Origin of the sequence: Xanthobacter dioxanivorans (assembly GCF_016807805.1) — a bacterium.
GTDB classification, from domain to species: Bacteria; Pseudomonadota; Alphaproteobacteria; order Rhizobiales; family Xanthobacteraceae; genus Xanthobacter; species Xanthobacter dioxanivorans.
On sequence record NZ_CP063362.1, the window covers coordinates 3189190 to 3208204 of the forward strand.

General features: G+C 69.2%; 17 protein-coding genes, 1 tRNA gene and 2 pseudogenes. 10 read left to right on the forward strand and 10 right to left on the reverse strand.

The features are described 5' to 3' along the window. The first annotated feature begins 126 nt into the window (after positions 1-126). Positions 127-765, forward strand: a complete 639-nt coding sequence (gene tmpT, locus EZH22_RS14890) for a thiopurine S-methyltransferase (RefSeq protein ID WP_203191361.1) — start codon at positions 127-129, stop codon at positions 763-765. A gap of 142 nt (positions 766-907) precedes the next feature. Here tmpT and EZH22_RS32895 read toward each other — a convergent pair. The 4 genes and pseudogenes from EZH22_RS32895 to EZH22_RS14910 form a co-directional block, all read right to left on the reverse strand. Beyond that, positions 908-2388 (reverse strand): annotated as a pseudogene (locus EZH22_RS32895) (aldehyde dehydrogenase). A gap of 123 nt (positions 2389-2511) precedes the next feature. Next, positions 2512-2724, reverse strand: coding sequence for a DNA gyrase inhibitor YacG (gene yacG / locus EZH22_RS14900; protein WP_203191362.1), 213 nt, complete (start codon positions 2722-2724; stop codon positions 2512-2514). Further along, positions 2721-3341, reverse strand: a complete 621-nt coding sequence (locus EZH22_RS14905) for a Maf-like protein (protein ID WP_203191363.1) — start codon at positions 3339-3341, stop codon at positions 2721-2723. Before EZH22_RS14905 ends, yacG begins: the two co-directional genes overlap by 4 nt. Positions 3342-3527: 186 nt before the next feature. Beyond that, positions 3528-3980 (reverse strand): DUF930 domain-containing protein, encoded by a 453-nt coding sequence (locus EZH22_RS14910; RefSeq protein ID WP_231710969.1) that lies wholly within the window; start codon positions 3978-3980, stop codon positions 3528-3530. A gap of 223 nt (positions 3981-4203) precedes the next feature. On the opposite strand from EZH22_RS14910, the gene EZH22_RS14915 reads away from it, so the two are divergent. After that, the gene (locus EZH22_RS14915; RefSeq protein ID WP_203191364.1) at positions 4204-4752 is read left to right on the forward strand and encodes a DUF2478 domain-containing protein; all 549 of its coding nucleotides are present in this window, start codon (positions 4204-4206) and stop codon (positions 4750-4752) included. Positions 4753-4803: 51 nt separating this feature from the next. On the opposite strand, the gene EZH22_RS14920 is transcribed toward EZH22_RS14915, so the two are convergent. Further along, positions 4804-6276, reverse strand: a complete 1473-nt coding sequence (locus tag EZH22_RS14920; protein ID WP_231710970.1) for an MFS transporter — start codon at positions 6274-6276, stop codon at positions 4804-4806. 204 nt (positions 6277-6480) lie between these two features. On the opposite strand from EZH22_RS14920, the gene EZH22_RS14925 reads away from it, so the two are divergent. Together EZH22_RS14925 and EZH22_RS14930 are read left to right on the forward strand one after the other, a co-directional pair. Beyond that, positions 6481-7185: a hypothetical protein gene (locus EZH22_RS14925; protein WP_203191365.1), complete on the forward strand. Its 705-nt coding sequence runs from the start codon at positions 6481-6483 to the stop codon at positions 7183-7185. 70 nt (positions 7186-7255) lie between these two features. Then, positions 7256-7948 (forward strand): class I SAM-dependent methyltransferase, encoded by a 693-nt coding sequence (locus tag EZH22_RS14930; protein ID WP_203191366.1) that lies wholly within the window; start codon positions 7256-7258, stop codon positions 7946-7948. A 13-nt stretch (positions 7949-7961) separates the two neighbouring features. Here the strand turns inward: EZH22_RS14930 and EZH22_RS14935 are convergent, their stop codons facing one another. Further along, complete coding sequence (locus EZH22_RS14935) at positions 7962-8396, reverse strand: GtrA family protein (RefSeq protein WP_203191367.1); 435 nt, start codon at positions 8394-8396, stop codon at positions 7962-7964. 343 nt (positions 8397-8739) lie between these two features. Between EZH22_RS14935 and carB the strand changes: the two genes are divergently transcribed. Together carB and greA are read left to right on the forward strand one after the other, a co-directional pair. Then, complete coding sequence (gene carB, locus EZH22_RS14940; RefSeq protein ID WP_203191368.1) at positions 8740-12114, forward strand: carbamoyl-phosphate synthase large subunit; 3375 nt, start codon at positions 8740-8742, stop codon at positions 12112-12114. A gap of 252 nt (positions 12115-12366) precedes the next feature. Further along, positions 12367-12840: a transcription elongation factor GreA gene (gene greA, locus EZH22_RS14945; RefSeq protein WP_203191369.1), complete on the forward strand. Its 474-nt coding sequence runs from the start codon at positions 12367-12369 to the stop codon at positions 12838-12840. A gap of 127 nt (positions 12841-12967) precedes the next feature. Here the strand turns inward: greA and EZH22_RS14950 are convergent, their stop codons facing one another. Beyond that, the gene (locus EZH22_RS14950) at positions 12968-13453 is read right to left on the reverse strand and encodes an Lrp/AsnC family transcriptional regulator (protein ID WP_203191370.1); all 486 of its coding nucleotides are present in this window, start codon (positions 13451-13453) and stop codon (positions 12968-12970) included. Positions 13454-13724: 271 nt separating this feature from the next. Between EZH22_RS14950 and trxB the strand changes: the two genes are divergently transcribed. The 4 genes and pseudogenes from trxB to EZH22_RS14970 all read left to right on the forward strand — a co-directional run bounded on the left by trxB (position 13725) and on the right by EZH22_RS14970 (position 17758). Beyond that, a complete protein-coding gene (gene trxB / locus EZH22_RS14955; RefSeq protein WP_408647734.1) occupies positions 13725-14693 on the forward strand; it encodes a thioredoxin-disulfide reductase in 969 nt (322 codons plus the stop codon). 153 nt (positions 14694-14846) lie between these two features. Beyond that, positions 14847-15736 (forward strand): annotated as a pseudogene (locus tag EZH22_RS14960) (LysR family transcriptional regulator). Positions 15737-16047: 311 nt separating this feature from the next. Continuing rightward, positions 16048-16566: a peptidoglycan-binding domain-containing protein gene (locus EZH22_RS32400; RefSeq protein WP_203191372.1), complete on the forward strand. Its 519-nt coding sequence runs from the start codon at positions 16048-16050 to the stop codon at positions 16564-16566. 490 nt (positions 16567-17056) lie between these two features. Then, on the forward strand, positions 17057-17758 hold the full coding sequence (locus tag EZH22_RS14970) for a M15 family metallopeptidase (RefSeq protein ID WP_231710971.1): 702 nt from the start codon (positions 17057-17059) through the stop codon (positions 17756-17758). 255 nt (positions 17759-18013) lie between these two features. Here EZH22_RS14970 and EZH22_RS14975 read toward each other — a convergent pair whose 3' ends face one another. From EZH22_RS14975 to EZH22_RS14985, 3 genes are all read right to left on the reverse strand, one after another. Beyond that, positions 18014-18388, reverse strand: coding sequence for a hypothetical protein (locus EZH22_RS14975; protein WP_203191373.1), 375 nt, complete (start codon positions 18386-18388; stop codon positions 18014-18016). Between the two features lie 11 nt (positions 18389-18399). Next, positions 18400-18870, reverse strand: coding sequence for a hypothetical protein (locus EZH22_RS14980; RefSeq protein ID WP_203191374.1), 471 nt, complete (start codon positions 18868-18870; stop codon positions 18400-18402). A gap of 47 nt (positions 18871-18917) precedes the next feature. Then, a tRNA-Sec gene (locus EZH22_RS14985) sits at positions 18918-19013 on the reverse strand. Between the last annotated feature and the right edge of the window lie 2 nt (positions 19014-19015).

Here is a 19015-nt window from a genome sequence, read left to right on the forward strand (position 1 = left end):
TCATATCCCGAAAGCCGACCCGTTCCCATATGCCCTGCGCCCTTGCGCCGGGTGCCGAGCAAGCGCCGGATCTGCTAGGACGCCTGAAGCCGCGCCATGGCGCGCGCCCTTGGGAGGCCGTATCGAATGGAACCGGATTTCTGGCAAAGCAGATGGGCGAACAACCAGATCGGCTTCCATGAAGGCAAGCCCAATGCCCTGCTGCTGAAGCATTTCCCCCGCCTGTCCCTCGACCGGGGCGCGCGCATCTTCCTGCCCCTGTGCGGCAAGACGCGGGACATCTTCTGGCTGCTCTCCCAGGGATTTAAGGTTGCCGGTGCGGAGCTGAGCGCGCTTGCGGTGGAGCAATTGTTCGCGGAGCTTGGCATCGCGCCTGTCATCTCGGCCGCCGGACCGCTCACGCACTACAGCGCCCCCGCCCTCGACATCTTCCAGGGCGACATTTTCGATCTGTCCCGGCAAACCCTCGGGCCCGTCGATGCGATCTATGACAGGGCCGCCCTCGTGGCGCTGCCGGCACCCATGCGCGCGCGCTACGCCGTCCACCTCATGGATATCACCGCCACCGCCCCGCAACTGCTGCTCTGCTTCGATTATGACCAGTCCCTGGTGGACGGCCCGCCCTTCTCGGTGCCTCCCGAAGAGACCCGCGCGCTCTACGGCGCGGCCTATGGCGTGTCGCTCCTGGAAAGCACGTGGCTCGCCGGCGGCCTGAAAGGCAAGCACGAGGCGATCGAGCACGTCTGGCTCCTCGACCGGGCCTGACGGGTCGGGGAGGCGCCGGACCCGGATCTGCCCATCGACTCGCCGAGGAGATCCGACAGGGGCAGCCAATCCGTCAGGCCGGTTGCCCGATAAGCCGGGCACGACGATCCCTCGATCGGCCCGGAGATGGTGCCGACAGCCTCTACAGCCGCGTCCACACGGTCTTCAGGTCGCAATATTTCTCCAATGCGTGCAGGGACTTGTCGCGCCCGAACCCGGATTGCTTCACGCCGCCGAAGGGGGTGGTGATGTCGTCGGCGTCGAAGCAGTTCACATAGACGATGCCGGCCTTGAAGCGCCGGGCGATGCGGTGAGCGCTCGCGAGGTCCGCGCTCCACACCGCGGCACCGAGGCCGTAGACGGTGCCGTTGGCGATCTGCACGCCCTCGTCCAGGCCGTCGAAGCCGATGACGGAGAGGACCGGCCCGAAGATCTCCCTCTGCGCCAGGGCCGAGCCGGGAGCGACCGCGTCGAACACGGTGGGGGCCACGAAGGCGCCGCCGCTCTCCTGCCGCACGGCGCCGCCGCCGGTGACCAGCCGCGCGCCGGAGGCGACACCCTCGTCGATGGCGGCGAGGATGCGCCGCTGGTGCTCGAAGCTCACCACCGCGCCGGCGGAGGCGGCGGGGTCGAGCGGGTCGCCCGGCATCCAGCGCGGCGCCAGCGCCGCCACGCGCGCCACCAGTTCGTCGCGGATGCGGTTGTCCACCAGCAGCCGCGAGGCGGCGGTGCACATTTCGCCCTGGTTGAAGAAGATGCCGCCGGCCACCGCCTCAGCCACCTGGCCAAGGTCCGGCGCGTCATGGGCGACGAGGACGGCGGTCTTTCCGCCGAGCTCCAGGTAGACGCGCTTCAGGTTGCTGTCGGACGAATAGCGCAGGAAGTAGCGCCCGACCTCGGTGGAGCCGGTGAAGGCAATGGCGTCCACGTCCATGTGCAGGCCGAGCGCGCGCCCCGCCTCGGCGCCGAGCCCCGGCACCACGTTGAACACCCCGGGCGGCACCCCGGCCTCCAGCGCCAGCTCGCCGAGGCGCAAGGCGGTAAGGGGGATTCCTCCGCCGGCTTCAGCACCACCGAATTGCCCATGGCCAGCGCCGGGCCGACCTTCCAGGCGGCCATGATCATGGGAAAGTTCCACGGCGTCACGCAGCCCACGACGCCCAGCGGCTCGCGCAGCACGAGCGCCAGATTGTCCGCCGTGGTGGGCGCCACCTCGCCATAGACCTTGTCGCAGCACTCGCCGTAATAGGCGAAGCAGTCGGCCGCGGCGCGCACGTCGATGGCGCGGGCGTCGGAGACGGGCTTGCCCATGTTGAGGGTCTCGGTGAGCGCGAGCTCGTCGCCGTGGTCGCGGATCGCTTGCGCGAAGCGCTGGAGGATGCGCTTGCGCTCCAGCGGCCGGAGCCCGGCCCAGCGGCGATCCTCGAAGGCGGCGCGGGCGGCTTTCACCGCGCGGTCGATATCCTCCGTGTCGCAGGCGGCGACCTCGGCCAGCGGCTTGCCGGTGGCGGGATTGATTGCGGTGAAGGTGCGCCCCGATGCGGCCGGCGCGAAGGCGCCATCGATGAAGGCCAGCGTCCGGAAGGCGGGAAGAGGGTCGACCGTGCGTTCCGCCGCCGCCATGATGTGCTCCTCGCCCGCTCCGTCGAAGCAGCCTCGCGCGGCGCCGGGGGGCGCGTCAAGGCGGGGCCGGAGCGGCGCGACCGCCCGCGCCGCCGGCACGGGAGCCGGCGCAGGGGAGCGGGCTCAGCGCTCGCCGTCCTGTCCTTCCCCGTCCTCGTCGTCCTCGGGCCGGCCGGGAATGGCGTAGGAGCCGGAGAGCCAGCGGTTCAGGTCCACGTCGGCACAACGCTTGGAACAGAAGGGGCGGTAGCGTTCCACCGAAGGCTTGCGGCAGATGGGGCAGGGCTTGGCGGGTGCCGGCTTGTCCCCGATGGCCGGCTTCTGGGGGCCGCTCATGCGGCGCGCTCGACCCAGCCGGCGCGCACGTCGTAGCCCTGGCCGGCGATCAGCCCGACGGCTTCGGACAACGGCAGGCCCACCACATTGGTGTAGGATCCCACGAGCTTCACCACGAAGCCGCCGGCAATCCCCTGGATGGCATAGCCGCCCGCCTTGCCGCGCCATTCGCCGCAGGCGAGGTAGTCGTTGATCTCGTCGCGGGAGAGACGCTTGAAGCGCACGCGCGTCTCCACCAGGCGCGTGTGGCTGCGCCCCTTGGCATCGACGAGGCACAAGCCGGTGTAGACGCGATGCGTGCGTCCCGACAGCAAGCGCAGGCAACCCTCCGCCTCGTCCACGAGGTCGGGCTTCGGCAGGATACGCCGGCCCACCGCCACCACCGTGTCGGCGGCGAGCACGAGGGCGGTCATGCCGGCCTCCTGCGCGCGCTTCGCCACCAGCTTGCCCTTCTCCTCCGCGAGCCGCTGGGCGAGGCGGCGCGGCAGCTCGCCGCGCTCCGGAGTCTCGTCCACGTCGGCGGGCATCAGCAGGTCCGGCTCGATCCCCGCCTGGTTGAGCAGCGCGAGCCGGCGCGGGGAGCCGGAGGCAAGGACGAGCTTCACCGGATCGTTCACAAGAAACCTCTCGAGCCTGCTGCCGATCACCGACCGACGCACTTTGGCTCATCTACCGGAAAGGCGGCGCCGTGTGAACGGGCGCGGCGCCCCGGGCATGCGGCGTATGCTCCTCCCCGACCGGCGCGCCGCACGACCCTGCCTGCCGCGCGAGGCGCTGCCGGCGGCGTCAGCCGGCGCGGCGTGTCAGGGCACGAGGCTGTGCTCGGACCAGTCCTGCTTCGGCACCTCGGCCCCCAGCACGTAGGTGAAGTCGGTAACGTCCATGCCGTCCGCGCCGGTGTGGCAACGGTAGGAGAGGTGGTACCAGCGCCCGGCGCTGCGGATGGCTGCTCCGGGGGCACTGATCGCGCCGTCCTTCTGCTGGGTGTCGGCGAAGGCGTAGGCCACCAGCTCGTCCGGCCGCATGCCCTGCTGCTCGCGGCCCACGACACCCATGGCGCGGGCATTGCACCGCTGCTCTACGCGGGTCGCCGGGTCGACGCGGAGCATCGCCGGGTCCCGCTGGGTCTCGGTCTGCACGGTGGCCTTCTGCGGGTGCCGCTTGGCCGCAGCCGCGGGGGACGCGTGGAGCACCGTCGCGCCGGCGACAAGGTTCAGCGCCACGAGGGTGGAAAAAAGCGGTCGGTAAGACGTCACGGGCTCAGGCATCTCCGGCTGACACGCGGCTTGATGCCAGCGCATAATGCAGCCTTGTGGCGTCGCTGAGGCATCGTTCCGGGGCGTTCGGCGGGGGCATATGGCGGGAAGGGCCAGGCCGAACGATCCGGCCGTCTCCCCTTGGCGCCAGGATGTGTCATGTTGCGCAAGATACAGCTTCGCCGTGTGCCCCGGCGACGGAGCCGGGCCAGAGGAAGCGGTGATGGTGGGTGAGCGGCCGATGATCCTCGCATTGCAGGGCGGGGACCGGGAGGTGATCCAGTCCCTTCTCGCCGAGGCGGCGGGGCAGTTGCGGTCCGCCGGCGTGCGCGTGCTCGGCGTGGTCGAGCATTTGCCTCCGGGCTGCGCTCACGAAGATGTGTTGCTGCTCGACCTCGTCTCCGGGGAGGCCAACCGGCTGCACCAGGACCTCGGGCCGGGCGCGGCAGGGTGCAGCCTCGACCCGGCGGGCCTTGCCGCCGCGGCGGCGGGGGTGGAGCGGGCGATCGCCGCCCGCCTCGCGGAAGGCGGCGACCTGACCGACACCGTGGTCATCCTTTCCAAGTTCGGTCGCCAGGAGGCCGACGGGCGAGGGCTCACCAGCGCCTTCCACGCGGCCGTGGCGGCGGAGTTCCGCGTCCTCACCTCCCTTTCGCCCACGGTGCGCGCCGAATGGGACGGCTTCGTCGGCGACCTCGCCGAGATCGCGCCGGCGAGCCTGCCGGCGGTGGATGCCTGGTGGAGCGCCGTGGCGGAGAAGGTGGCGGGCTGAAACGGCCGGCGGCCGACGCCGCCCCATGCCGGGAAGCGCCCGCCTTTGCCCTTACAGGCCGATGTCGTCGAGCCTCTTGCCCGTGGTTTCGATGCGGAACAGGTAGGTGACGACGGCCCCGAGGAGCGAGGCGCCCACCAGCAGGTAGAGCAGCGCGCGCGTGCCCAGATCCACCAGCAGGATGGGAAAGAGGAACGCCGTCATCACCGCGCCGATCTTGGCGAAGGCGGCGGCGAACCCCGCACCCATGCCGCGGATGTGGGTGGGGAAGACCTCGCCCGCCAGAAGATAGGTCTGCGCGTTCGGGCCGAGATTGGTCATGAAGTTGAACAGCATGAAGCCGGCGAAGACGAGGAGGATGCGCGTCTGCCCGTCGTAGAAGGTCGACAGGGAGGCCACCAGCAGCCCGGCGGCACAGCCGAGAAAGCCGAGGATCTGCAGCGGGATGCGGCCCACCCTGTCGGCCAGCGCCACCGCCGTGCCGATGCCGACCAGCAGCAGCAGGTCGATGAGCGCGGCCCCCTCCGCCGCCAGCATGTCGTCGGCGACGATATCGGTGAGGTCCTGGGCGTGGACGGCCGCATGCCCCAGCGCCGCGGCGAGGATGGTGGGCGTGAAGATGCCGATGCCGTAGGTGGCAAGGTCCTGCAGGAACCACGGCACGCCGGCGAGGATGGTGGCGCGCAGGGTGGGTCCCTGGAACAGCACCGCCAGATGGCGTTGCTGCCCCTGGTGGTGCCGGTGCCGCCGGGCGAGGTGGATGGCCTTGGGATAGGCCGGGCTGCGCCGCAGCAGCAGCTCCGCGTGATGCTCAGCCTCCGCCACCCGTCCGCGGGCGACCAGCCAGGAGGCGCTCTCGGGCACGAAGAGCCGGCCGAGGGCCACCGCGGCCGCCGGCAGGATGGCCGCCGCATACATGAGGCGCCAGGCGCTGACCTCCGACAGGTTCGAGAGCACCACGTAGCCCACCAGGGTGCCGATGAGGGCGCCCACCGCCTGGAAGCCGAAGGCGCTCAGCACCAGCCGGCCGCGGGCCGGCGTCGGGATGCTCTCGGAGATGACGAGATGGGCGGTGGGGTAGTCGCAGCCGAGGGCGACGCCCATGCCGAACAGGAACGTCACCGTCCAGCCATAGGTGGGGCTCACGGCGAGCAAAGCGAGGAAGACGATGAATATCATCATCTCCAACACGAACATGAACTTGCGGCCGAAGCGGTCGGCAAGGCCGCCGAGCAGCAGGGCGCCGACGAGGATGCCGGCCAGGCTCGCCGCGCTCAGGATGCCGTGCTGGAAGGCGTCCATGCCGAATTCCTTCGCCATGAGCGGCAGGGCCACGCCGGTCATGAACACCACCAGGCCCTCGAAGAACTTGCCGGCGGCGGCGAGCCACCAGATGCGCCATTGCATGCCGGTCATGGGGACGCTGGCGACGCGGGTGCCGTCGCGCCAGACGGGCGCCTCGTCGATATAGTCCTGGACCGATCTGCCGAGCTCCTCGGCGGGTGTCGTCCGCATCTCGTTCATCGTGACCTCCCCCCGTCCGCCCACCGGAGCAGAAAAACCGCCGCCGATGAATGCCCTGTGACGCGCCGATTCGCCCGCATTGCGCGCGGATCGGCGCGTGCTCTAGAAAGGCATTTCGCCGGCCGCGGGGGCAGGGCGGCCCGGACCTGGCGGCCGGGCGGCGCCGCGGGCCGGCGCAGCGTCCCTCCGGTAGAGAAGAGTGCCATGGTTTCGCGTCGCCTCCCCGCCCGCCTCGTTCTCGCGCTCGCCGGGGCCGCGACCCTTGCCGCCTGCCAGGGCAACCCGGACAGTTGGGGCACCGGCGTGGTCAAGCAGACCGACGATTTCGGCGACTATTCCGAGACCATCGTGTCCATCCCGAAGCCCACCGCCGGGCCGCGCCAGTTCCAGTGCGCAGGGCCGTTCGCGCCCAATACGACGGCGGTGAACATCGCCGCCGACTTCGGCCAGGGCAACGTGGTGAGCGGCAACATCATCTCGCCGGACGGCAGCACCGCCCCCGGCATCGTGCTGCTGCCCAACGACCCGGCCCTGAGCCTCGAGATCGCCTGGAAGGACCCGGCCAGCCTCGCCTTTCCCCGCCGCGTGGCATTCACCGAGACCAGCGCCTGGAGCGTCAACGGCATTTCCATCGGCGCCAGCCTCGCCGACCTCGAGAAGGCGAACGGCAAGCCCTTCCGCATCCAGGGCTTCGGCGGGGCGGCCGGGGGCGTGGTGGGGGACTGGCGCGGCGGCAAGCTCGCCAATATCGGCGGGGGCTGCGAGCTCGGCGTGCAGCTCGCCTTGCCCGCCAGCCTCGGCGGCGCGGCGCAGGCGCGGATCTCGGGGCCGAAAAGCGTGGCGTCCAGCGATCCGGCCGTGCGCGCCGCGAACCCGACGGTCGGCGTATTCTGGGTGAATTATCGTTGAGGTTGCCCGGTACGTCGGATATCTCTCGAGCTTCCCTAGCGGCATGGCTTGGGGGGATGGAGATGGCCGGATGGCGGACTGGATCTCGTTCTGGAATGGCGAGAACGCCATCTATGTGAACGAGCGTCACCGGCAGGTGCATTATGCGCGCATCGCCGCCGACCTGGCGCGCTTCGTTCCCGGGCCGCGGGCGCGGGTGCTCGATTTCGGATGCGGCGACGCGCTTGGCGCCGAGGCCATGGCCCGTCGCTGCGGCCTGCTCGTGCTGAGCGACGCGGCCCCCGCCGTGCGGGCGCGGCTGGCGGAGCGGTTCGCGCGGGTGCCGAACATCTGCGTGCGCTCCCCCGAGGAGGTGGAAGCCCTTCCGCCGGAGAGCTTCGACCTGATCGTGTGCAATTCCGTCGCCCAGTATCTGACGCGCGAGGCCTTGTCCGCTTTGCTGTGCCGCTGGCGCGTGCAGCTGGCGCCGGGCGGCAGCATCCTGGTTGCCGACGTGATTCCCCCGCATGTGAGCGCGGTGGTGGACGCCGGCGCGCTGCTCGGCCTCGCCATCCGGGAGAAATTCCTGCCGGCGGCGCTCACCGGCCTCGCGCGGATGTACTTCTCGCCCTATCGCCGGCTGCGGGGCGAGCTGGGCCTCACCACCTATGAGGAAAGCGAGATGCGCGCTCTGCTGGAGGGAGCGGGCTTCGTAGCGCGTCGCGTGCAGCCCAATGTGGGCCACAACCAGCAGCGCATGGCCTTCCAGGCGTTCAGGCCCTGACCGGTCGGATCCCTCAGGCCTGGCGCGCGCCGGGGCGGTGGGCGAACGCCCACAGGCGGTAGCCGGAGAATGTCCAGAGCATGATGAGGCCGGAGGTGATGGCCTGGGCAAGGAGGTAGAACAGCCCCAGCCGATGCACCAGCAGCTCCATGAGCAGGCCGTTGAGCCCGAAGGCCACCCCGGCGATGACCATGAAGCGCGGCACCGCTCCGGCGTGGGAGCGGGTGGTTTCGAACGTGTAGCGGCGGTTGAGGGAATAGGACACGATCCCGCCCACCACGAAGCCCACCGCGGAGCCGGCCACCGGGCCGAGCAGGTCCTCCTCCACCACCAGCGTGAGGGCGGCGAAATGCGCGGCGGTGGCGGCGAGCCCCACCCCGACGAAAGTGGAGAACTGCCGGACGAGGTCGCGGTATCTGTGGACCAGACCGGCGAGGGAAGACGGCACCTGTGTCGGCTCCGGCGATGAAGGATCGGGTGGCGGCTTCCGTCGCCGTAAATTATGGTCTAAGGAAGCCCATCAGCGCGCAGGGTGAAGAGAATTCTCGAGGTGTGATGTCCTCGCACTCGCTCCGCCTTCATGCGCGCACGCTTCGGACGAGGTCCGCGGCGGTGCTCGATCCTTTCGGGGGCGCGTGACCCGCGGCCCTTTTTTTGCGCCCGGAGCGCGATAGGGAAAGGCTGCGAGCGCCGGCCGGCATCCACGCCCCGATGCTTCGACGAAACTGATCCCGCTGCCGGATCCGGGCCTTGTCGGGCCGGTCGGCGACGGTGGAGAGCGCCAGACAGAAATGCCGAAACGCACCGATATCGAAACCATCCTCATCATCGGCGCCGGTCCCATCGTGATCGGGCAGGCCTGCGAGTTTGACTATTCCGGCACGCAGGCGGTGAAGGCGCTGAAGGAGGAAGGATACCGGGTCGTCCTCGTCAACTCGAATCCCGCGACCATCATGACCGACCCGGACATGGCGGACGCCACCTATATCGAGCCCATCACCGCCGAGATCGTCACCAAGATCATCGAGAAGGAGCGCGGCGACCGCTCCAAGGGCTTCGCGCTGCTGCCCACCATGGGCGGGCAGACCGCGCTCAACTGCGCGCTGTCGCTCAAGAAGATGGGTACGCTCGAAAAATACGACGTGGAGATGATCGGCGCCACCGCCGAGGCCATCGACAAGGCCGAGGACCGCGAATTGTTCCGCGAGGCCATGACCAAGATCGGCCTGTCCACGCCCGTCTCGCGCCAGATCAAGACCCTCTCCCAGGCGCTCGATGCGCTGGAGGTGGTGGGCCTGCCCGCCATCATCCGCCCGTCCTTCACCATGGGCGGCACCGGCGGCGGCATCGCCTACAACAAGGCCGAGTTCATCGAGATCGTCGAGCGCGGCATCGACGCCTCGCCCACCTCCGAGGTGCTGATCGAGGAGAGCGTGCTCGGCTGGAAGGAGTATGAGATGGAGGTGGTCCGCGACAAGGCGGACAACTGCATCATCATCTGCTCCATCGAGAACATCGACCCCATGGGGGTGCACACCGGCGATTCCATCACTGTCGCGCCGGCGCTGACGCTGACCGACAAGGAATACCAGATCATGCGCGACGCATCGCTTGCGGTGCTGCGCGAGATCGGGGTGGAGACCGGCGGCTCCAACGTGCAGTTCGCGGTCAATCCCGAGGACGGCCGGCTCATCGTCATCGAGATGAACCCGCGGGTGTCGCGCTCCTCGGCGCTGGCCTCCAAGGCCACGGGATTTCCCATTGCCAAGGTCGCGGCGCGCCTCGCGGTCGGCTACACGCTGGACGAGATCGAGAACGACATCACCGGCGGGGCGACGCCGGCCTCCTTCGAACCCACCATCGACTACGTGGTGACGAAGGTGCCGCGCTTCGCCTTCGAGAAGTTCCCCGGTGCCGAGCCGACCCTGACCACCGCCATGAAGTCGGTGGGCGAGGCCATGGCCATCGGCCGCACCTTTCAGGAATCCCTGCAGAAGGCCCTGCGCTCGCTGGAGACCGGCCTCACCGGCCTCGACGACATCGAGATCGAGGGCCTCGGGCAGGGCGACGACAAGAATGCCATTCGCGCGGCGCTGGGCACGCCCACGCCGGACCGCCTGCTGTACGTGGCGCAGGCCATGCGCTTCGGCCTGACCGACGAGCAGATCCACGCGGCCTGCAAGATCGATCCGTGGTTCCTCGCCGAGATCCGCGGCATCGTGGAGATGGAAGCGAAGGTCCGCCGCTTCGGCCTGCCGGGCACCGAAGGCGCCTTCCGCCGGCTGAAGGCGATGGGCTTTTCCGACGCGCGCCTCGCCAGCCTCGCCGGCCTCACCGAGGCGCAGGTGCGCACGCGGCGCCAGGCCCTCGACGTGCGCCCCGCCTACAAGCGCATCGACACCTGCGCGGCCGAGTTCGCCTCGCCCACCGCCTACATGTACTCCACCTACGAGACACCCTTCGCCGGCACGCTCGCCGACGAGGCGCAACCCTCCGGCCGGGAGAAGGTGATCATCCTCGGCGGCGGGCCGAACCGCATCGGCCAGGGCATCGAGTTCGACTATTGCTGCTGCCATGCCGCCTTCGCCCTGAAGGACGCGGGCTATGAAGCCATCATGGTCAACTGCAACCCGGAGACGGTCTCCACCGACTACGACACCTCGGACCGGCTCTATTTCGAGCCGCTCACCGCCGAGGACGTGCTGGAGCTGATCGCCCGCGAGCAGACCAACGGCACGCTGAAGGGGGTCATCGTGCAGTTCGGCGGCCAGACGCCGCTGAAGCTCGCCAAGGCGCTGGAAGACGCGGAAGTGCCGATCCTCGGCACCTCGCCGGACGCCATCGACCTCGCGGAGGACCGCGACCGCTTCAAGACCCTTCTGGATCGCCTCAAGATCCGCCAGCCGGCCAACGGCATCTCCTATTCGGTGGAGCAGGCGCGCCTGGTGGCGGCCGAGCTCGGCTACCCCATGGTGGTGCGCCCGTCCTACGTGCTGGGCGGCCGGGCCATGCAGATCATCCGCGAGGAGAGCCAGCTCGGCGACTACCTGCTGGAGACCCTCCCAGGCCTGGTGCCGCAGGAGGTGAAGGCCCGCTATCCCAACGACAAGACCGGCCAGATCAACACCGTTCTGGGCAAGAACCCGCTGCTGTTCGACCGCTATCTGTCCGACGCCATCGAGGTGGACGTCGACGCCCTGTGCGACGGCAAGGACGTGTTCATCGCCGGCATCATGGAGCACATCGAGGAGGCGGGCATCCATTCGGGTGACAGCGCCTGCTCCCTGCCGCCTTATTCCCTCACGCCCGACATCCTCGCCGCGCTGGAGAAGCAGACCGCCGCCATGGCGCTGGCGCTGGGCGTGGTCGGGCTCATGAACGTGCAGTACGCCATCAAGGGCGACGAGATCTACGTGCTGGAGGTCAATCCGCGGGCCTCGCGCACGGTGCCCTTCGTGGCCAAGGTCATCGGCTTGCCCATCGCCAAGATCGCGGCCCGGGTGATGGCGGGGGAGAAGCTCGCCGGCTTCCATCTCGTGCAGCCGAAGATCGGCCACATCGCCATCAAGGAGGCGGTGTTCCCCTTCGCCCGCTTCCCCGGCGTGGATACCGTGCTGGGGCCGGAGATGCGCTCCACCGGCGAGGTGATGGGCCTCGACACCGATTTCGGCGTGGCGTTCGCCAAGAGCCAGCTCGGCGGCGGCACCAAGGTGCCCAAGTCCGGTACGGTGTTCGTGTCGCTGAAGGATGCCGACAAGGTCCGCATCCTGCCCACCATGAAGATGCTGGTGGAGCTCGGCTTCAAGGTGATCGCCACCTCCGGCACCCAGCGCTTCCTGGAGGAGCAGGGCGTGCCCGCCGCGAAGATCAACAAGGTGCTGGAAGGCCGGCCGCACATCGTGGACGCCATCAAGAACGGCGGGGTGCAGCTCGTCTTCAACACCACCGAGGGGGCGCAGGCCCTGGCCGACAGCCGTTCGCTCCGGCGGGCGGCCCTCTTGCAGAAAGTGCCGTATTACACCACGCTGTCGGGAGCCATAGCTGCGGCGCAGGGGATCAAGGCCTATGTGGGCGGCGATCTGACGGTGCGCCCGCTGCAGGGCTATTTCAGTGCCGGTGGGCACGGGGCGTCCGATCTGGCGCGGGGGAAAGCCTCCGTCGCCTGACTCTGCGTCCCCGGTTGGACGCGGCGCGCGTGGAATCTCGTTCCGCCACGGGCGTTTTCGTTGTCGTCTCCCCTCGCCGGATGGCCGAGGGGGGCGGCGGAGCCTTCGCTGTGGGAGATGTCTCCCCGCGCGGGCGGTCGCCGAGGTTTTGGAGCGCCGCGCTTCAGGCCGCGGCTCTGTTTCAGGCGTCGGATGCGCCGGTTCACGGCGAATCCGGCGCGCCGACATTTCAGGAGGTCTGAAGAAGGACCCATGGAGAAGATTCCCATGACGGCGGGGGGCTACACCGCCCTCGAGCAAGAGTTGAAGCAGCGTCAGCAGGTGGAGCGTCCGCGCATCATCGCCGCCATCTCCGAGGCGCGCGCCCATGGCGACCTGTCCGAGAATGCGGAGTATCACGCCGCCAAGGAGCAGCAGTCGCTGAACGAGGGCCGCATCGCCGACCTGGAGGACAAGCTGTCGCGCGCCGAGGTGATCGACGTGTCCAAGCTTTCGGGCGACGTGGTGAAATTCGGCGCCACGGTCACCCTCGTCGACGAGGATACCGAGGAGGAGAAGGTCTGGCAGATCGTCGGCGACAGCGAGGCTGACGCGAAGGCCGGCCGCATCTCCATCTCCTCTCCCGTGGCGCGGGCGCTCATCGGCAAGAAGAAGGGCTCTTCCGTGGAGGTGGTGACCCCGAAGGGCGCGCGATCGTTCGAGATCGTCGGGGTGCGCTGGGCCTGAGCCGGATACGCCGGCTCGACGGTCCGGGCGCCGGCTTTCCCGCTTCTCGCCTCTTGTGGCGGCGTGGTCCCCCGGCTCGCCCGGGGGGAACATCGCTCCGCACGGGCTTCGCGCTGCGGAGCCGCCCTCAGGCGCCTTTCGGCACTCCCGATTCCAGCGGCACAACGGGGGCGTTCTTGGCCTGCTTCAGGGTGAGCGCCGTCTTCACGTTGCGCACGTTCGGCGCGGCGGTGATCTCCAGCACGAAGGCCTGGAAGGTCCGCAGGTCCGGCGCCACGCACAGCATCAGGAAGTCCACGTCGCCGGAGAGCATCCAGGCGCTGCGCACGAGAGGCCATTGGGCGATGCGTTGCTGGAAGGCGTCGAGGTCCGTTTCGGCCTGGCTGATGAGGTGCACCATGGCAAAGGCCATCAGGTCGTAGCCGAGCCGCTTTTCCTCGAGCAGCGCCCGATAGCCCAGGATGATGCCGTCCTCTTCCAGCGCCCGCACCCGGCGCAGGCAGGGCGGGGCGGAGATGCCGACGCGGCGTGACAGCTCCACGTTGGTCATGCGCCCATCCCGCTGCAGCTCGTCGAGGATCTTCCAATCGACAGCGTCGAGGCGAACGGTCAAGGCGAGGCTCCTGTGGGGCAACGGACAGCGGCACCTTAGTGCGCGTTTGCCGCAACGCAACGAAATAATCTTTCGCGGGGTGCGTCCGCGAAGCGTTCCGCCGCCGTGCGCGGCCCTGCGGCGGAACGCTTCGATCGGCAGCGGAGCCGGTGCCTTGTGGCGGTGCAGGAGAGCCCCTACATTCGCGCATGGCTCCCGCGCTGGCGCGGGACAGGCTCCGGGCGCGCCGCATGGCGTCGGCGCAGGGCCCGACGCAGCGTTTTCCGAGGACATTATGACTGCCCAGAACGTGAAGGTCGTCATCATCGGGTCTGGCCCCGCCGGCTATACTGCGGCCATCTATGCGGCCCGCGCGATGCTGGAGCCGGTGCTCTTCGAGGGCATCCAGCCCGGCGGCCAGCTCACCATCACCACCGATGTGGAGAATTATCCCGGCTTCGCCGACCCGATCCAGGGTCCGTGGCTGATGGAGCAGATGCGCGCCCAGGCCGAGCACATGGGCACGAAGATCATCGCCGACCACGTGGCGAGCCTTGATCTCTCCCATCGGCCGTTCCGGATGGTGACCGAATCCGGCGCGACCTACGTGGCCGACGTGGTGATCCTCGCCACCGGTGCCCAGGCGCGCTGGCTGGGGATGGAGAGCGAGGCGGCCTATCGCGGCTTCGGCGTTTCCGCCTGCGCCACCTGCGACGGCTTCTTCTATCGCGGCAAGGAGGTGGTCGTGGTGGGCGGCGGCAACACGGCGGTAGAGGAAGCGCTGTTCCTCACCAACTTCGCCTCCAAGGTGACGGTGGTGCACCGCCGTGACGGCTTCCGCGCCGAAAAGATCCTGCAGGAGCGCCTGTTCGCCAATCCCAAGGTCAACGTGGTCTGGAATGCGGAGCTCGCCGAGGTGGTCGGCCTGAACGACGACGCCATCACCAAGGTCACCGCCGCCAGGCTGCGCGACGTGCGGACCGGTGCCCTCACCGAGCTCGGCGCTGACGGCATATTCATCGCCATCGGCCATGCGCCTGCCACAGAGCTGGTGAAAGACCAGTTGAGGCTCAAGGAAAGCGGCTACGTCTGGACCGCTCCCGATTCCACGGCCACGTCGGTTCCGGGCGTGTTCGCGGCGGGCGACGTGGCCGACGACATCTATCGCCAGGCGGTCACGGCGGCGGGCCGTGGATGCATGGCCGCACTGGAGGCGGAACGCTTCCTGGCGCACCAAAGCGTGGCGAAGGCGGCCGAATAGCCCGCCTCCCGCCGCGCCCCGTCCCGGAGGCAGGTGCTTCCGCGATGGAGGCATCTGTGTGAAGGCGCGGCGCCGGACTCTTCGTTCTAACCGATTGAACCATGTGGCAGTCCCGGCGGAGAATGGCCGGTGACGGGTGAGGGGCTGGGGCTGATGGATTGGGACAAGCTGAAGGTCTTCCACGTCGCCGCCGAAGCCGGTTCGTTCACCCATGCGGGCGAGACGCTGGGCTTGTCGCAATCGGCGGTGAGCCGGCAGGTCTCCGCGCTCGAGGCCGAGCTGAAGGTACCCCTGTTCCACCGCCACGCCCGCGGCCTCATCCTCACCGAGCAGGGGGAGCTGCTCTACCGCACCGCCCATGAGGTGTTCCTGAAGCTCGAATCGGCGCGCGCGCAGCTCACCGACAGCCGGGAGAAGCCCAATGGCGACCTGCGCGTGACCACCACCATGGGGCTCGGCACCCACTGGCTGACGGCGCGGGTGGGCGAGTTCGTGGACCTGTTCCCCGACATCCGCATCCAGCTCATCCTCACCGACGAGGAACTGGATCTCGCCATGCGCGAGGCGGACGTGGCCATCCGCATGCGCCAGCCGGTCCAGCCGGACCTGGTGCAGCGCAAGCTGTTCACCGTTCACTTCCACGCCTACGCCTCGGCCGATTATCTGAAGCGCCACGGCCACCCGCGCTCGCTGGACGAGCTCGACAAGCATCGCATCCTGCTGCTGGGCGGGCCGATTCCCTCCTACTTCCAGGGGCTCAACTGGCTGGAGCATGCCGGCCGCGACGGCTCGACCCCGCGCATTCCCGCCTTCGAGGTGAACAACGTGCTCGGCCTCAAGCGCGCCGTGGAGCGCGGGTGGGCATCGGCACGCTGCCCGACTACCTCTCCGACGATTCCACTTCCCTGGTGCAGCTTTTCACCGACCGCGAGACGCCGAAGCTGGAGGCCTATTTCACCTACGCGCAGGAAATGCGCTCGGTGGCGCGCATCCAGGTCTTCCGCGACTTTCTCATCTCCAAGGCGCAGCGCTGGAATTACTGATTTATGACCGTCGATGGTAAACTGGTGCCTGTCACGCCGTCGAGCCAAGCGCTGGGCACATGCCTGATATGCGATCAGTCTCCATTGCAAAATGCCTAACGGACGGGCACTTTACCCAAGCGCTGATTGCATCCTGTGCGGTGCGTCAGCTGTTCCCCTCTGGAAGGTTCGCCGCTCTGCGGCGATACTTGCCGGGCTCCTAACCGGGCCCGGCATTTTTCTTTTTGGACCCCGTTCAGTTCCGCTGCCGTTGTCATCGGCAGCGTCTATAACTGTGCTGTTGGCCCAACCCTCCTGCAACGGGGACTAAAATGGCTCTACTGAAACGCGGGCTCGCCGGCGAGCCGGTGAAAATCCTCCAGGCCAAGCTCGGGGTGAATGCGGACGGCCAGTTCGGCCCCGCCACCGAGGAGGCCCTGAAGGCCTACCAGAAGCAGCACGGTCTTGCCGCGGACGGCATCGCCGGGCCGGACACCTTCGCCGCCCTCGCCCTGCCGGAACTGGTCCTGCTGACGGTGGGCAGCAAGGGCGAGACGGTGAAGAAGCTGCAGGCCGCCCTCGGCATCACCGCTGACGGTGCCTACGGCGCGGGCACCGCCAAGGCGGTGTCGGCGTTCCAGGAGAAGAACGGCCTGGAGGCCGACGGCATGGCCGGGCCGGTGACCCTCGCGAAGATCGATGTCTTCGCCGCGGCGTTCTCGCCCGAGGCTGTGGCCAAGTCCCAGGCGGCGCCCGGAACCGTGAGCGCCGGCGGCAAGCCGGCCGAGGCGGGCGCGGCCGCCGCACCGAAGAAGAGCATCTGGCAGTCCATCACCGAATTCTTCTCCTGAAGCGGATGCGGCGGCGCGGGCTGCCGCAGCGGACATGGGGCCCGCCGGCGGAACATGCCGGCGGGAGCCGCGTTCCGCCCGGATGGAACGCTTGACCCATCCGGCCGGGAACGCACCGGCCCGCGTCATGGCGCCCGCAGCCGGCGCTCTTTCCCCGATGGCGGGTGGCCCACCCGCTGCGGTCCAGGTCGCGGCCCCGCTTCATCCGGATCCATTCCGGCCGCCGGACCCCCCGATCCTGCCGCCGCATCCCTTCGAGGAGCCGCCATCGCCGCCGGAGCCGGGCCCCGACCTTCCCCCGCTGCCGGAGGACGATCCTTCCCGCGAGCCGCGGCGCGATCCCTTTCCCGATCCCGTCCCCATGGATGACCCTCCGGCCCGGCCCGAGGAGCCGGCGCGCGCCGGCTGACTCGCGCATGGCGAAGGTCCCGGTGGTTCCCCTCGGGGCGGAGCGGCCCTATGCTGGCTGCGAACCCCCTTGCGAACCGCCATGCCCTCCTTCCTGATGGACCGACTGGTGAAGCCCGCTGCCCTCGCCCTGAGCCTTGCCGGATTGCCGCTGGCGGCCGATGCCCGCACCGACCGACCGGACCTGTTTGTCGACGTGGCCGGCGTGGTGCCCGACGCCGTGTTCGACGTGCGCTATTTTGGAACGCAGAACTTTGTCGGCGCGCGGGTGGACGGCTACGGCGCGGCCCGCTGCTTCCTCACCCGGCCGGCGGCCGAAGCGCTGGCGGGGGTGGCTGCGGACGCACGCAAGCAGGGGCTCGGCCTGCGCATCTTCGATTGCTATCGCCCGGCCCGCGCCGTGGCGCATTTCGCCCGCTGGGCGAGCGACCTGGCCGACACCCGGAGCAAGGCGGCCTATTATCCGGACGTGGACAAGAAGGACCTGTTCGCCGAGGGCTACATCGCCGCCCGGTCCGGCCATTCGCGTGGGTCGACCCTCGATCTCACCCTGTTCAGCAGCGCCACCGGCGCCGACCTCGACATGGGCACGCCCTTCGACCTGTTCAGCCCGAAGTCCTGGCCGCAATCCAGCGCCGTGTCGGCTGCCCAGAAGGCCAACCGCCGACTGCTCGCCGACCTCATGGCGCGCCACGGCTTCAAGCCGTTCGACAAGGAATGGTGGCACTTCACCCTGAAGAGCGAGCCCTATCCGGACACCTATTTCGATTTTCCCATCGAATAGAGCGTTTTCGAGGGTGGTGGAAACCGGCTCGCGTGAAGAAAACGCGATCGCGCAAAGGCTTAGGGCGTTTTCCCGATACCGTGAAACGGAGAAACGTCCTAACGCCGGGGCCGATGTGCCTGACGTGATGGCCCGCGCTCAAGCCCGCCCGGCAGGTGAGCGAAACCCCGCCCGGCGTCGACCGAAGACCGAGGTTGGTGGCCAGGCCGACGGCATGAGCGTGGCGCATCCCGTCGGCCTCCGGGATGCATGCGCTCAATGGGCGGGGATCTCCTCCACCTTCAGCCGGCGGCCGAGGGCGTCGAAGAAGTCGCCTTCATTGATGACCAGCCGGTCGGCGGACATGCGCTGTTCCAGCGCCCGCAGCCGGGCGCGGGCCGCGCCGTTCTCCAGCGGTCCCGCATCGAGCTGGGCAAAGAAGACGGCGCCGTCCCACGCGCGTCCCGCGCCGGTGAAGAGGGCGGCCATGTCGGCCCAGCCCACCTCGTCGCCCACCACGGTGAGGAAGGTGGAGGCGAGCGGCGTTACCGCGGGCTCGGCGATGCGCACGAGCACCACCAGGGCGGTGAAGCTGCCATGCTCGCGGAACGTGCCGGCGAGCCAGAGGTCGAAATCGGTCGTCGGTGCCATGGGCGGCGCGCTCAGAAATCCACGCGGGGCGTGTCGGGCAGGTAATGCTCGAACAGGTACCAGAACGGGCTCTGCCGCGTCTCAAGGTACCATTGCTCGAAGTCGGCCAGCGCCGCATCCGGACCGGCTGCATCCGCCACCTCGAACAGGGCGACGGCCACCGGCGCGAAGCGGGCCAGCACCTCCGTGCGCGCGGCGCTGTCCTCGTCCCAGCCCAGGCGGGCGCGCAGCACGGCCAGTCCGGCGGCCGCCGCCATCTCGGCATCTTCGGCCGCGCCCACGACGTCGCACAAAGATGCCATGAGGTCGGCGCGGCGCCAGGCATAGGCGCGGGCGGCGGCGAGGGCCTCGGTGCGGGCGGCGGCCTCGCGGCGGAAGTCCTCCTCGGTCACCGCCGCGGCGCGCTTGTCGGCATCGAGGCGGGCGAGGAAGGCGGCGCGCGCCGCCGCCGCTGGTGTGGTGGTCTCGGTCTCGCTGGTCATCGGCCCTCCCGCGCGCCCGGGCGCGCGGATTTCGGGGAGCTGGACCTTGGCGGAAGAGAGTGGGAGTCGAACCCACCAAGGACCGGCTCGCGGCCCCTCCCGGATTTGAAGTCCGGACGCCCCACCAGGGACGCTTCTCTTCCCC